This window comes from Streptomyces sp. NPDC006463, assembly GCF_042870715.1.
Lineage (GTDB): Bacteria > Actinomycetota > Actinomycetes > Streptomycetales > Streptomycetaceae > Streptomyces.
Genome location: NZ_JBIAHP010000009.1, coordinates 122,129 through 136,843, shown reverse-complemented (window position 1 = coordinate 136,843; position 14,715 = coordinate 122,129). Strand labels below are relative to the sequence as shown.

The following is a 14,715-nucleotide window of genomic DNA, read 5'->3' as shown; positions in this document are numbered from 1 at the left end:
GACGATGAAACTCGCAGTGGTGGGTGGCGGTTCCACCTACACCCCCGAGCTGATCGACGGCTTCGCGCGGCTGCGCGACACCCTGCCGATCGAGGAACTGGTGCTGATCGACCCCGCCGCCGAGCGGCTGGAGCTGATCGGCGGCCTGGCCCGCCGGATCTTCGCCCGGCAGGGGCACCCCGGACTGATCACCACAACCTCCGACCTCGACGCGGGCGTCGACGGCGCCGACGCCGTCCTGCTCCAGCTGCGCATCGGCGGGCAGGCCGCCCGGCTCCAGGACGAGACCTGGCCGCTGGAGTGCGGCTGCGTCGGGCAGGAGACCACCGGCGCGGGCGGGCTCGCCAAGGCGCTGCGCACCGTCCCGGTGGTCCTCGGCATCGCCGAGCGGGTCCGGCGGGCCAACCCCGATGCCTGGATCATCGACTTCACCAACCCGGTCGGCATCGTCACCCGGGCACTGCTCCGGGCCGGCCACAAGGCGGTCGGCCTGTGCAACGTCGCCATCGGCTTCCAGCGGAAGTTCGCGGCCCTGCTGGACCTGGCACCGGCCGACATCCACCTGGACCACGTGGGGCTCAACCACCTCACCTGGGAGCTGGGCGTGCGCAGGGGCGGCCCGGGCGGCGAGGACCTGCTGCCCCGGCTGCTCGCCGAGCACGGCGACGCCGTCGCCGCCGACCTCCGCCTGCCGCGCGCCGTGCTGGACCGGCTGGGCGTCGTACCGTCGTACTACCTGCGGTACTTCTACGCGCACGACGAGGTCGTACGCGAGCTCGCGACCAAGCCCTCGCGGGCCGCCGAGGTCGCCGCGATGGAGCGGGAGCTGCTCGCCCTGTACGGGGACCCCGCGCTCGACGAGAAGCCGGCGCTGCTGGCCAAGCGGGGCGGCGCCTTCTACTCCGAGGCGGCCGTGGACCTGGCGGCCTCGTTGCTGGGCGACGGCGCACCGGCCGTCCAGGTGGTCAACACGCTCAACAACGGGACGCTGCCGTTCCTGCCGGACGACGCGGTCGTCGAGGTACAGGCACGGGTCGGCGGCTCCGGTCCGGTGCCACTGGCCGTGCCGCGGCCGGACCCGCTGTACGCCGGCCTGATCTCGCACGTGACGGCGTACGAGGACCTCGCGCTGGACGCGGCGCTGCGCGGCGGCCGTGACCGGGTCTTCCGGGCACTGCTGGCACACCCGCTGGTCGGCCAGTTCGACCGTGCCGAGGGGCTGACGGACCGGCTCCTCGCGCACAACAAGGAGCACCTCGCATGGGCGTGACCCTCCCGGCCCTGCCTTCCGTACTGGCGATCGACGCGGGCAACAGCAAGACGGACGTGGCGCTCCTCGGTCCGGACGGCTCGGTGCTGTGCTCCGGGCAGGCCGGGGGCTTCCAGCCGTTCCGGACGGGTGTGCCCGCGGCCGTCGACGTGCTGGCCGAGGCGATGGCGGCTGCCGGGCTGCGGTTCGACGCGGATGGCGGACCGGGCGCCCTGCACGTGTCGGCGTGTCTGGCCAACGCCGACTTCCCGGTGGAGGAACGGGAGCTGGAGCGCGAGATCCGGAGCCGGAACTGGGGGCGCGCGACGGCGGTGCACAACGACACCTTCGCGCTGCTGCGCGCCGGGCTGCCCGCGGACGCCGAGCCGTGCGGGGTCGCCGTGGTGTGCGGGGCGGGCATCAACTGCGTCGGGATGACCCCTGACGGGCGGACGGCGCGCTTCCCCGCGGTCGGCCGGATCTCCGGCGACTGGGGCGGCGGAGGCGGACTGGCCGAGGAGGCCCTGTGGTTCGCGGCCCGCGCCGAGGACGGGCGGGGCGAGGCGACGGAGCTGGCCCGGGCGCTGCCCGCGCACTTCGGCCTGGACACGGTGTACGCGCTGATCGAGGAGGTGCACCTGGGCCGCATCCCGGGCGCGCGACGGCACGAGCTGACCCCGTTGCTGTTCGCGGTGGCGGCCGCCGGGGACCCGGTGGCGCTGTCGCTGGTGCACCGGCAGGCGGACGAGATCGTGGTCATGGCCACGGTGGCGCTGGGCCGCCTGGGCCTGCTGGAGCGGGAGGTGCCGGTGGTGCTGGGCGGCGGTGTGCTGGCCGCCCGGCACCCGCAGCTGGACGAGCGCATCGCGGAGGGTCTCGCCGCGCGGGCCCCGCGCGCGAGGATGTCCGTCGTGACGGCCCCTCCGGTACTGGGCGCCGGACTGCTAGGGCTGGACGCGCTCGGGGCCCCGTCGTCCGCCCACGGCAAACTCCGTGCCCATTTCGGGTGAACCTGCCCCAGGGGGCGTCCTGTCTGGAACCGTGGCGGTCGTACGGACGTATTGACGGTGAAGGGGTGGCGGGGGCGGATCACCCGGGATCCAGCACCGGGTGCTGTGGCCCGCCGTCGCTACGTCCATACTGCTGCGGAGCAAGGACAGGACGAGGACGAGCAGGGACAGGACCGAGGGGGAGGTCACGGTGGCCATGACATCACGCGCGCCCGCGCCGGGGGGCGGTCTCGCCGTGCCGCCCGCCGGGCCGCAGGCGATGCCGCCGGGTGCCCCACCGGGGCGGAGTACCGCCTGGGCCGAGGGCGTGGAGCGGCTGCGCGCCGCAGCGACGACCGAGCCCGGCCGGCTGCGGATCATCGGTGCCGCACTGGCCGCCCTGGTCCTGCTGTTCGGCGCGGTCGCGGTCGGGGAGATCTCCGGCCGGTCCGCCGCCGCCGACGACGTCGTGGGCCGCAGCCAGCCGCTGAGCGCGGACGCGGCGAGCATCTACCGGTCCCTCGCGGACGCCGACACCGCCTCCTCCAGCGGGTTCCTGCTGGGCGCCACGGACGAGCGCGAGGTCCGCCAGCGGTACGAGAAGGACATAGCCAACGCCTCCAGACTGCTGGTGAGCGCGGCCGCCAACACCGGGGGCAGCGATGACGCGCGCGCCCAGATCACCCTGCTGAGCGAGCAGCTGCCGCGGTACACCGGCCTGGTCGAACAGGCCCGCGCCGCCAACCGGCAGGGCCTGCCGCTGGGCGGGGCCTACCTCCGGTACGCGAACGAGCAGATGACCACCCAGCTGCTGCCGGCCGCGGAGCGGCTGTACGAGGCCGAGACGGGCCGGCTCTACCGGGACTACGACGACGCCCGGTCCTGGCCGCTGGCCTCGCTCGCCGCGGGCCTGGTCGCGCTCGGCGCCCTGGCGTGGGCGCAGCGGCGCGACTACCGGCGTACGAACAGGGTCTTCAACCACGGTCTGCTGGCGGCGACGGCCGCGTCCGTGGTGGTGCTGCTGTGGCTGGCCGTGGGGCACACCGTGGCGCGCTCCTCGCTGAGTGAGGCCCGCGCGCAGGGGCAGGAGTCCCTGAAGGTGCTCAACGACGCGCGGATCGCCTCCCTCCAGGCTCGGGCGGGCGAGAATCTGACCCTGATCGCGCGGGGCGCCGTCCTGGCCGAGGACAAGAAGTCCGACAAGTACGACGTGGACTTCACGACCAACATGAAGGCGCTGGACGCCGGGCTCGCGACCGCGCTGCGGCTGGCCGACGACGAGGCCGGCCGGGCGCCGGTGACCCGTGCCGCGGACGGCGTGAAGCAGTGGAAGCAGCGGCACACGGCGGCCCGGGAGGCGGACTTGAAGGGGGACTACGAGGCCGCACTGCCCCAGGTCGTCGGCGACAAGGACCACAAGGACAGCAGCGGGGCCGCCTTCGACGTCGTGGACGCCTCGCTGGAGCAGGCGGTGGCCCACGAGCAGCAGGAGTTCACCGGGGCGGCCCGGGACGGGCTCGGCGCTCTGGGCGGCCTGCTGACCGGCACGGCGGTCCTCGTGGTCGTCGGCGCGGCGGCGGCGCTGCTCGGCATCGGGCGCAGGCTTTCGGAGTACAGGTGAGAGCGATGCGGATACGAGCGATGCGAGCCTGCGACGGTCACGGGAACGCCGGGAGCGCCGGGAGCGCCGGGAGCGAGGTGTCCGGGGTGTCCCGGGCGTCCGGAGTGCGGCGGCTGGCGGGCCGGCTGCGCGGCTGGGGCGGGGTGACCGCGATGGCCGCCGCCTGCGCCGTGACGGCGGGGGCCGTGCTGCTGCCGCTGGCCCGGGCGACTCCGGACGCCGGACGCCCGCCGGCGCTCCGCGAGCCCGCCTCGATGGCGGTGGCTCCGGCCGCGCCCTGGGTGCTCACCGACACCTGCCCGGACCCGGAGGCCAGCCTGCGCCCGTCCGGTCTGGACGGCGCGGCGATCGCCCGGATCAAGGCGGCCGGCAAGCTCGTCGCGGGCGTGGACCAGAACAGCTTCCGCTGGGGCTACCGCAACCAGGCCAAGGAGGGCGGCGGCCTCGACGGCTTCGACATCGACCTCGTGAAGGCCATCGCGCAGGACATCCTGGGCGACCCGAACGCGGTCATCTACCGGGCCATCCCCACCAGTCAGCGCGTTCCGGCGCTCCAGGAGGGGCGCGTCGACGTCGTCGTGCGGACCATGACCATCAACTGCAAGCGGCTGGAGGACGTCGCCTTCTCGACGGCCTACTTCGAGGCCGGGCAGCAGGTGCTGGCCTCCAAGGGTTCGCCCATCACCGGGTACGACACCTCCCTGAAGGACAAACGGATCTGCTTCGCCTCCGGTTCCACGGCTGAGGCGGCGCTGAAGGCGCAGTCGTACGGCTCGGTGCCGGTCACCGTGCCCAACCAGCTGGACTGCCTGGTCCGCCTCCAGCTGGGCGAGGTGGACGGCATCATCACGGACAACGCCCTCGCGGCCGGCCAGGCCGCGCAGGACCCCTCGGTGCAGCTGGTCGGCTCGCCGTTCACCCGTGAGTTCTACGGTGTGGCGATGAACAAGGACGCCTCCGACCTGGTACGCCGGGTCAACAAGGTGCTGGAGGGATACCGTGCGGGCGGCAATGACAGCCCGTGGATGAGGTCGTACCTCAAGCACCTGGCGCCCGTGCTGCCCGGCGTCACCGGACCGCCCGCGCCCAAGTACCGGGACGGCTGAGGCCGGTGGCGGTGAGAGGACCGGACACCGGGCAGGACACCGGGCAGGGCACGGAGGCGGAAGCGGAAGCGGAGGCACAGTCGGTGGAGGCGTGGTCGGCAGTGATGGACCGGGACGGCGTCGACCGCGCGCTGGCCCGGCTGGGAGCGGAGCACGAGGCCGTCGAGACCTCCCTGCTCGCCCTCCAGGACCACGCGGGGCGCCGGCTGCTGGAAGGCGCCGGGCTGAGCGGGATCACCAAGGAGCGGTGGGCGGCCGCCGACGCGGACATCACCCGGCTGTGGCGGTACTTCGACGCGTACAGCGGAGCCCTGAGCGCCGCCCGGGAGGTCCGGGAGCGGCGCCGCTGGCCGAACCGCGAGGACCTGGTCGAGCTGACCGAACGGTTGCGCGGGCCCGGCGTGCTGATCGCGGGCGCCGCCGCGGAGGGCGTCGCGCTGGCGGAGCGGCTCTCGCTCGCCGAGCTGGTGGCCCGGATGAACGAGCTGTACGCGAGCTCGCTGGACGTGGTGGTCGCGGCCGACGCGGTGTGGTCGGCGCTGCCCGCGCGGATCGACCTGCTCGCCGCCGAGCTGCACCGCACCCGCTCCCTGGCCCACTCGGTGGGGGTGCGCCCGGGTGAACACCCCTCGGGCGACGATCTGGAGGCCATCACCGCCGAGCTGGCGGAGCTGCGGGCGCAGGTGATCGCCGACCCGCTGGCGTTCTGGGTGCCTGCGGCGGGCAGCTCCGCGCCCGGCGGCGGCCGGCCCGACACGGGGCGCTACGACCGCGCCGCGCTCGCGCTGGAGGACGTACGCCGGGAGGTCGAGGCCGTGCTGGACGTCCGGCAGGACGCCGAGCAGCGGCTGATCAGCCTGCGGGACGTACTCTCGCGGGCCGACCGGACGCTCGCCGAGGCACGGACCGCGCGCGGCGAGGTGCTGGCGAAGATCGCCGCGACGGAGGTGCCCGCGGTGAGCGGCCCGCCGACGGCGCTGCAGGAGCAGCTCGCGGCGGCGGCCGAGCACCGGCGCCAGTCCCGCTGGCACCGGCTCTCTCCGCTGCTGGAATCGCTGGAGGAGCGGGCCGAGGAGGAACTCCGCAGGGCCCGTGAATCGTTGACAGCGGTGACGGCGCCCCTGGCGGTACGGGCCGAACTGCGCGGGCGGCTCGACGCGTACAAGGCGAAGGTGGCCCGGCACGGGCTGGCGGAGGACCCGCTGCTGATGGAGCGGTACGACACGGCCCGGCGGATGCTGTGGAGCGCGCCCTGTGACCTGCGGGTCGCCGAACAGGCCGTTCTGCGCTACCAGCAGTCGGCGGCAGAGGCGTTGCAGGGCACGGGGGCTCCCGGAAAGGAGGGCGCATGAGCCTGATCGGAACGGCGTGCGTTCGCCCCGGCTGCCCGGGGACGTACGAGGACATGGGTGGCGGCGAGCTGTACTGCGACACCTGCGGGCTGGCGCCCGTCGGCTCCGTCGCCGCGGGTGCGGAGGAGCTGGTGTCGCCGCCGACGGGGATGACGAGCGCGGCGCGCGGCTCTCTGGGGTCCGCCGGGTCCCGGGGGTCGTTCGGTTCACACGGGTCTCAGGGATCTCACGGGTCTCAGGGCTCGCACGGTTCGGCGCGGTCCTCGGCCTCGGCGCGCTCGTCGCGTTCGTCGGGGTCCCGCCGCTCGGTGTCGGGGCGGCTCTCGCGCTCGCTGTCCGGCAGCGCCTCCACCCGGTCGGTGTCGGTGCGCAGTTCGGGCTCGGCGCCGTCGTCCTCGGGGCGCGGGCGGCTCGGGGCCGGGCTGGTCAACGTTCCGGAGGTGCCACGTCCGGATCCTTCGGCCGCGGTCCTGGAGAACCCGGAGGTGCCGGAGCGCAAGCGGTTCTGCTCGCGCTCGGACTGCGGCGCCCCGGTGGGACGGGCCCGGGGCGAGCGGCCGGGCCGTACGGAGGGGTTCTGCACCAAGTGCGGGCACCCGTACTCCTTCGTGCCCAAGCTCCGCGCGGGCGATGTGGTGCACGGTCAGTACGAGGTGGCCGGCTGCCTCGCGCACGGCGGGCTCGGCTGGGTGTACCTCGCGGTGGACCGGGCGGTCTCGGACCGGTGGGTGGTGCTCAAGGGCCTGCTGGACACCGGGGACCAGGACGCGATGGAGGCCGCGATCTCCGAGCGGCGCTTCCTCGCGGAGATCGAGCACTCCAACATCGTGCGGATCTACAACTTCGTGGAGCACCTGGACCAGCGGACCGGTTCGCTGGACGGGTACATCGTCATGGAGTACGTGGGCGGCAAATCGCTGAAGGAGATCGCCAACGAGCGGCGCCGGCCGGACGGCCGGCGTGATCCGCTGCCGGTGGAGCAGGCGTGCGCGTACGGCATCGAGGCCCTGGAGGCACTCGGCCACCTGCACAGCAGAAACCTTCTGTACTGCGACTTCAAGGTCGACAACGCGATCCAGCAGCAGGACCAGCTGAAGCTGATCGACATGGGCGCGGTGCGCCGGATGGACGACGAACAGTCGGCCATCTACGGCACGGTGGGCTACCAGGCCCCGGAGGTCGCGGAGCTGGGTCCCTCGGTCGCCTCCGACCTGTACACGGTGGCGCGCACGCTGGCCGTCCTGACCTTCGACTTCCAGGGCTACACCAACGTGTTCGTGGATTCGCTCCCGGACCCCGAGCACATCGAGGTGTTCGCCCGGTACGAGTCCTTCTACCGGCTGCTCGTACGGGCCACCGACCCGGATCCGGGTCGGCGGTTCTCGTCCGCGCAGGAGATGGCGGACCAGTTGACGGGCGTGCTGCGGGAGGTGGTCGCCCTCCAGACGGGCCGGCCGCGGCCGCAGTTGTCCACGCTCTTCGGCCCGGAGCTGCGCGTTCCGGACACCCGGCTGTTCACCGACGCGCCGGGGGCCGCGGTCTCCCGGCTGGGCGAGCGGGTCGTCGTCTCCCGGCGGAGCAGGCTGTTCGGCGCCGGCCGCGCCCCGGCCGTCGCCCTGGCCGCGGCGGCCCCCGTCGCCGGACCGCCGGCCGGCGCTGCCCCGCTCGCGGCCGTCGGCGCTCCCGGCCCGTGGCCTCAGCCTCCCCTCGGCGGGACCCCGCCCGGCACGGCGTCCGTGCCCTCGCTGGGGACCACGGCCACGCACGTGACGGGTGCGCCGGTGCCCGCACCGCGGTCGGCGCCCGTGAGACCGGGGGCACCGCCGAATCCGCCCGGCCCGGCCGGGGCCCCTGGGGCCGCACCCGTACCCGTGTCCCCGCCGCCCGCGGGAGCGGCGACGCTCGACGCCCGTGCCACCGCGCTGGCGCTGCCCGTACCGCTCGTGGACGCGGCCGACCCCAATGCCGGCTTCCTCGCCGGCCTGCTGGCCACCGCGCCCGGCGACCTCCTGGGCGCGCTCGGCTCGGCGCCCGCCGATTCGGCCGAGCTGCGACTGCGGGAGCTGCGTGCCCGGCTGGAGCTGGGCGAACTGGCCGCCGCCGGCCGCGCCCTGGCCGAGCTGGAGGCACGGCATCCGGACGACTGGCGGGTGGTGTGGGCCCGCGGGACCGCCTCGCTGGCCACCGGGGAGGACGAGATCGCGGCCCTGTCCTTCGACGCGATCTACGACGCCTTCCCGGGCGAGCCCGCACCGAAGCTGGCCCTCGGGCTGTGCGCGGAGGTCCTGGGCCAGCTGGACAACGCCGCCGAGTACTACCGCCTCGTCTGGATCACCGACCCCGGATTCGTGAGCGCGGCCTTCGGGCTGGCCCGGGTCCAGCTGGCCGCCGGTGACCGGGCCGGAGCCGTGCGCACCCTGGAGTCCGTACCGGAGGCCTCCATCCACTACACCGCCGCGCGGGTGGCGGCCGTACGCGCACGTCTGCGCGACCGGTCCCCGCAGGAGCCCCTGCTTGCGGATCTGACAGCCGCTGCCGACCAGGTGGAGGCGCTGCGGCGGTTCGGGCTGGACCCGGAGCGCCACGAGCGGCTCACGACGGAAGTTCTGGGCTCGGCCCTCGACTGGGTACTGTCGGGTAGCCGGGGTTCCGACCCCGGAAGGACCTCGCTGCTCGGCAGTCAACTGGACGAACGGGGCCTGCGCTTCGGACTGGAGCGCTCGTACCGCGTACTCGCACGGCTGGCGCAGCGGGGCGAGGAGAGGATCGAACTGGTGGAGCGGGCAAACCGTTTCCGTCCCCGGACGTGGGTGTGATTGATGTCGATGCATCGGCTGTCGGGCTGCCCCAGCTGCGCGGAACCGCTGGAGGAGGGTGACCGTTTCTGCGGAGTCTGCGGCTACGCCGTCACCGCACCTCCCCCGGCTGCGTCCGCGGACCATCCGACGATCCCCCTGCCGACGGCGCCACCGGTCGCCGCCGCCGGACCCGGGCCCGCCGCCGGACCCGCCCCCGGGCCCGCCCCGGGGTGGGGCAGCGTGGCCGCGGCCGCGCCGACCCTGGTCGACGGCCCGGCCGAATGGACCACGCCCGCGCCGGAGCCGGATCCGCACCCGGCCGTGCCCGCGGTGCCCGCCGCCGCGCCGGCCGGCCGGTACGACCTGCCCGGCGGCCCCGGCACGCCACCCGAGGGGACGCCGTGGGGGGCGGGCGAAGGCCCGCACCACACCGGCACACCGCCGGAGGGCAACCCGGTTCCCCGCGAGCGCTCGGCCGAGCACGCGCACGGCGCCGCGCCGGAGGGGCCGCATGCCCGGTACGACACACCCGGCGGGGCCGGCACGCCCCCGGAGGAGGGCCCGCGGGGCACCGCGGCCGAGCACGAAGCCCCGTACGGCACCCCGCCGGGACAGGCGGACGGGGGCAAGACCTGCGTCGCCTGCCGCTCGGGTTACGTGGACACCGACGGGTACTGCGAGCACTGCGGGCACGCCCAGCCCCGGGAGCGGGACCACCTCGAAGAGGAGCTCGGGAGCGTCGCCGCCGTCAGCGACCGCGGGCTGCGCCACCACCGCAACGAGGACTCGTTCGCGGTCGCCGCCACCGCCCTGCCCGACGGATCCGCCGCCACCGTGGCCATCGTCTGCGACGGCGTCTCCTCCGCGAGCCGTCCCGACGATGCATCAGCGGCCGCGGCCGCAGCCGCCAACGAGGCCCTCCTCGACGCGCTCCCGCGAGGCGCCCATCCCCAGGAGGCCATGCACGACGCGATCCTGGCCGCGGCCGCCGCGGTCAACGCGCTGGCACCCCAGACCCCCGGCGCGCAGAACGCTCCCGCCTGCACCCTGGTCGGCGCCGTCGTCAGCGGCGGCCTGCTGACCATCGGCTGGGTGGGCGACAGCCGCGCGTACTGGGTCCCCGACGACCGCGCCGCGCTGCCCCGCCGGCTCACCGAGGACGACTCCTGGGCCGCCCAGATGGTCGCGGCCGGGCTGATGGGCGAGGCCGAGGCCTACGCCGACGTCCGCGCCCACGCCATCACCGGCTGGCTCGGGGCCGACGCGTACGACCTCGAACCGCACACCGCCATCTTCAAGCCGGACCACCCCGGCGTGGTCGTCGTCTGCACCGACGGCCTGTGGAACTACGCGGAGTCCGCCCGGGAGATGGCCCAGGTGCTGCCCGCGGACGCCGCCGTCCGGCCCCTGCACAGCGCGCAGGTCCTGGTGGGACACGCCCTCGACGGCGGCGGACACGACAACGTCACCGTGGCCGTGGTGCCGTTCGCCGCCGCGCCCGACGCGCCCGCCGCGGAGAGCGGACCGGAACCGGGCGCGGAACCGGAACCTGGCCCGCAGAGACAAGCGGAACCGGAAGTGCGCCCTCAGGCCTGACCCGCCTGCCCGAGCCAGCCGAGCCAGCCCCTAGGAGTCCCACCGATGGCGAACTTCGCCAAGCCCAGCGCCCCGCGCTTCAGCGTGGAGGTGTACCAGAACGAGTTCCTCCCGCAGGGCGGGCGGGACGTCCACGCCATCGTCACGGTCACCTCCACCGGCGGTGCCACCGCCACCCGCGCGACGGCCGCCCAGGGCACGGCGGCCGTCGTGATCATGGTCGACTGCTCGGGCTCCATGGAGTACCCGCCGGAGAAGATGCGCGGCGCCCGCGAGGCCACGGCCGCGGCCGTCGACACCCTGCGCGACGGCACCTCCTTCGCCGTGATCGCCGGTACGCACGTGGCCAAGGAGGTCTACCCGGGCCAGGGCCGCCTCGCCGTCGCCGACCCGGTCACCCGCGCCCAGGCCAAGGAGGCACTGCGGGCCTTGAGCTCCGGTGGCGGCACCGCCATCGGCACCTGGCTGCGCCTCGCCGACGGACTGCTGCGCCAGGCGCCCGCCGCCATACGGCACGGCATCCTGCTCACCGACGGCCGCAACGAGCACGAGGACCCGGCCGTGCTGCGCGCCACCCTCGACGCGTGCGCGGGCCGCTTCACCTGCGACGCCCGCGGGGTGGGCACCGACTGGGAGGTCAAGGAGGTCACCGGCATCGCGAGCGCGCTGCTCGGCTCCGCCGACATCGTGGCCGATCCGGCCCACCTCGCCGAGGACTTCACGCGCATGATGGAGAACGTCATGGGCAAGGAGGTCGCGGACGTCGCGCTGCGCCTGTGGACCCCGGTCGGGGCGGAGATCCAGTACGTCAAGCAGGTGGCGCCGGCCGTCCATGACCTGACCGACCGCCGCACCGGGGCGGGCCCGCGCGCCGGCGACTACCCGACCGGCTCCTGGGGCGACGAGTCCCGCGACTACCACGTGTGCGTCCGCGTCCCGAGTGCGTCCGTGGGCCAGGAGATGCTCGCCGCCCGCGCCACGCTCGTCCTGCCGGGCGCGGCGGGTGAGAGCCCGCTCGTCCTCGCGCAGGGGCTGGTGCGCGCGGTCTGGACGGACGACCTGGCCGCCTCCACCGCGATCAACCCGCAGGTGGCCCACTACACGGGGCAGGCGGAGCTCGCGCAGGCCATCCAGCAGGGACTGGAAGCCCGCAAACTGGGCGATGTGGACGGGGCCACGGCCAAACTCGGGCGCGCCGTGCAGCTGGCCAGTGCCTCCGGAAACGCCGACACCGCGAAACTCCTCGCGAAGGTGGTGGATGTCGTGGATGCCGCGGCGGGTACTGTGCGCCTGAAAGCGAAGGTTGCGGACGCCGACGAGATGACCCTCGAAACGCGTTCGACGCAGACCGTCCGAGTGAAGAAGACCTGAGAAGACCTGACGCGATGACGCAGGGAGAAGAAGGGGGAAGCGCCGCCATGCCGACCTGCCCGAACGGGCACCAGTCCGCCTCCGACGACTGGTGCGAAGTCTGCGGCCACCGCATGGCTGCCCCGGAGGGTCCCCCTCCGGCTCCCTCCTACGGCTACGGCTTCCCCCCGACCGCCGGTGAGCCGACCGCCCAGGCGGAGCTCTGCCCGCAGTGCCGGACCCCGCGCGAGGCCATGGCCCCGTTCTGCGAGGAGTGCCGGTACAACTTCCTGACGCGTACGGCGACTTCGTACGCCCCTCTCACCGCGGACCCGGGGCCCCAGGGGACCGGCGCCACGCCGCCGTCCGCGCCCCAGGCCACGCCTCCCCCGTCCGCGCCGCCGTCCACGCCTCCGCCGCCCGTGCCGACGCCCGGGGCGTACTCCCAGGACCACTTCGAGTACCAGGGCTCGCGGCCGTCCCGGGTCAACCGGCCGGCCGAACCGCTCCAGCGCGAGGACGACTGGCTGCTGCCGCCTCCCGCACACGAGCCGCAGCAGGAGTACCAGCAGCCCGCGCAGCCCCAGTACCAGCAGCAGCCCCCGGCGCCGCCGCAGCAGCGCGAATACCAGCAGGAATACCAGCAGCACCAGCCCCCTCAGCCGCAGCAGTACCAGCAGCAGCCTCCGCCACAGCAGCAGTCCTACGCGCCCCAGGGCGGCTCCTGGACCGCGACGATCGGCCCCGACCGCTCGTACTTCATGGCGATGATGCAGCGCAGCGGCCCCGAGGCGGCGGCGCTCAACCTGCCCGCGTACTCCCCGGAGCAGCACCTGCCGCTCTCCGGCGGCCAGATCACCATCGGCCGCCGTCGTGCCTCCACGGGCGAGTCCCCCGACATCGACCTGTCGGTGCCCCCGGAGGACCCGGGCGTCTCCCACCAGCACGCGGTCCTCGTCCAGCAGCCCGACCTCAGCTGGGCGGTGGTGGACCAGAACTCCACCAACGGCACCACCATCAACGGCGGCGAGGAGCCGATCCAGCCCTACGTCCCGGTCCCGCTCACCGACGGCGACCGCGTCCACGTGGGTGCCTGGACCACGATCACCATCCGCCGGGGCTGATTGCGCCGGGCTGTTTCACCTCTCCCCCAGGGGCCACGAGTAGGGCCCCTGGGGATCGTCGAGCCACGACCACTGGCCCTCGGCGGTGACCGTGACCCCGAAGCGCTCCCGGGCCGGGCGGTCCTCGCGCCGCCACAGGTCCAGGGCCTCCCGGGGATGCAGGGCGCCCGCGGTCAGCACGAGCATGAACTGGAAGCGCTCGTTCTCCACCAGCTCGTACGGGAGCCCGTACGGCACCCCGGCGGCCGGCTGCGGCGCCGCCGTGGCGCCGCGCAGCGGGACGAAGTACGCCGGGTTGTGCAGGAAACGGCCCTCGGCGAAGTCGGCGTCCCTGACCGTGAGCGCGATCAGCCCGGTCGACAGCGGGGCCAGGATCCGCGCCCCGGGCCGGCACTGGGCCAGCCAGGCGTGCGGGATGAGCGGCAGCGTGCAGGTCACCATGATCCGGTCGAACGGGGCCCGGGCGGGAGCGCCGCGCGCCCCGTCGCCCGTGACCACCACCGGGTGGTAGCCGAGCTCGGCCAGGTGGGCACGCGCGGACTCGGTGATCTCCTCGTCGAGGTCCACGGTGGTGACGAGGTCATCGCCGAGGCGGTGGCACAGCAGGGCGGCGTTGTAGCCGGTGCCCGCGCCGATCTCCAGCACGTTGTCGCCGTCGCGCACGTCCAGCGCCCGCAGCATCTTCGCCATCAGTGAGGGCTGGCTGCTGGAGGAGACCAGCTCGCCGTCGCGCAGCCGGGTCGCGAGCGGGGTGTCCTCGTAGACCCCGCGCAGCCAGCGGGCCCGGCGTTCGGGGTCGGGGTCCTCGGCCCAGAGCCTTTCGTGGCCGGCGCCGCGGCCGGTCCAGAAGTAGGGGACGAAGACGTGCCGGGGCACGGCGGCGAACGCCGCCCGCCAGGCCGGGTCGTCCAGCACCCCGGCCGCCGTCAGCTCGCGCACCTGTGCGGCGTGCGCGGTTTCGCGCAGGTCCCGTACGCGGGTGGTGCGTGAGGTGTGTGCGCCCATGACTCAACTGTCCTGCGGGCCGCCCTCGGGTGCGACCTCGCGGAGTCCGCACGGATGCGGTGCGGGGGGGGTCCTAGGACCCCGGTCCTCCGTCCGGGCGTCTGAGACGATGGTCGGGTGAACGAGATTCCGCGGGGCACGCTTCAGGAGCAGACCTTTTACGAGCAGGTGGGCGGCGAGGAGACCTTCCGCCGCCTCGTCCGGCGCTTCTACCAGGGGGTCGCGGAGGACCCGCTGCTGCGCCCGATGTACCCGGAGGAGGACCTGGGCCCGGCCGAGGAGCGGTTCACCCTGTTCCTGATGCAGTACTGGGGCGGCCCGACCACCTACAGCGAGCACCGCGGCCACCCCCGCCTGCGGATGCGGCACGCCCCGTTCCAGGTGGACGCGGCGGCGCACGACGCCTGGCTGAGCCACATGCGGGTCGCGGTGGACGAGCTGGGCCTGGCGCCGGAGCACGAGGCCCAGCTGTGGAAGTACCTCACGTACGCCGCCGCGTCGATGATCAACACGGCGGGTTAGCCG

General features: G+C 74.5%; 11 protein-coding genes. 10 read left to right on the top strand and 1 reads right to left on the bottom strand.

The features are described 5' to 3' along the window. Positions 1-4: 4 nt before the first annotated feature. From ACFYOB_RS18130 to ACFYOB_RS18090, 9 genes are all read left to right on the top strand, one after another. The gene (locus ACFYOB_RS18130; RefSeq protein ID WP_388560839.1) at positions 5-1,270 is read left to right on the top strand and encodes a 6-phospho-beta-glucosidase; all 1,266 of its coding nucleotides are present in this window, start codon (positions 5-7) and stop codon (positions 1,268-1,270) included. Further along, positions 1,261-2,259 (top strand): N-acetylglucosamine kinase, encoded by a 999-nt coding sequence (locus ACFYOB_RS18125; protein WP_388560838.1) that lies wholly within the window; start codon positions 1,261-1,263, stop codon positions 2,257-2,259. The genes ACFYOB_RS18130 and ACFYOB_RS18125 overlap by 10 nt, the downstream gene beginning before the upstream one ends. A gap of 196 nt (positions 2,260-2,455) precedes the next feature. Next, entirely contained in the window at positions 2,456-3,859 is a 1,404-nt protein-coding gene (locus ACFYOB_RS18120; protein WP_388560837.1) for a hypothetical protein, read from the top strand. Positions 3,860-4,011: 152 nt separating this feature from the next. Beyond that, entirely contained in the window at positions 4,012-4,965 is a 954-nt protein-coding gene (locus ACFYOB_RS18115; protein ID WP_388560995.1) for a glutamate ABC transporter substrate-binding protein, read from the top strand. A 104-nt stretch (positions 4,966-5,069) separates the two neighbouring features. Further along, a complete protein-coding gene (locus ACFYOB_RS18110; RefSeq protein ID WP_388560994.1) occupies positions 5,070-6,317 on the top strand; it encodes a hypothetical protein in 1,248 nt (415 codons plus the stop codon). Positions 6,318-6,322: 5 nt separating this feature from the next. Then, positions 6,323-9,133 carry a tetratricopeptide repeat protein gene (locus tag ACFYOB_RS18105; RefSeq protein WP_388560993.1) on the top strand — a complete coding sequence of 937 codons (2,811 nt, stop codon included), beginning with the start codon at positions 6,323-6,325 and terminating at the stop codon, positions 9,131-9,133. A 3-nt stretch (positions 9,134-9,136) separates the two neighbouring features. Then, positions 9,137-10,711, top strand: coding sequence for a protein phosphatase 2C domain-containing protein (locus ACFYOB_RS18100; protein ID WP_388560836.1), 1,575 nt, complete (start codon positions 9,137-9,139; stop codon positions 10,709-10,711). Between the two features lie 45 nt (positions 10,712-10,756). Beyond that, complete coding sequence (locus tag ACFYOB_RS18095) at positions 10,757-12,082, top strand: VWA domain-containing protein (protein ID WP_388560835.1); 1,326 nt, start codon at positions 10,757-10,759, stop codon at positions 12,080-12,082. Positions 12,083-12,129: 47 nt separating this feature from the next. Next, a complete protein-coding gene (locus tag ACFYOB_RS18090) occupies positions 12,130-13,185 on the top strand; it encodes an FHA domain-containing protein (protein ID WP_388560992.1) in 1,056 nt (351 codons plus the stop codon). Positions 13,186-13,200: 15 nt separating this feature from the next. Here ACFYOB_RS18090 and ACFYOB_RS18085 read toward each other — a convergent pair whose 3' ends face one another. Next, entirely contained in the window at positions 13,201-14,190 is a 990-nt protein-coding gene (locus tag ACFYOB_RS18085) for a methyltransferase domain-containing protein (RefSeq protein ID WP_388560834.1), read from the bottom strand. Positions 14,191-14,307: 117 nt separating this feature from the next. On the opposite strand from ACFYOB_RS18085, the gene ACFYOB_RS18080 reads away from it, so the two are divergent. Next, positions 14,308-14,712 carry a globin gene (locus ACFYOB_RS18080; protein WP_362391801.1) on the top strand — a complete coding sequence of 135 codons (405 nt, stop codon included), beginning with the start codon at positions 14,308-14,310 and terminating at the stop codon, positions 14,710-14,712. Positions 14,713-14,715 lie beyond the last annotated feature (3 nt).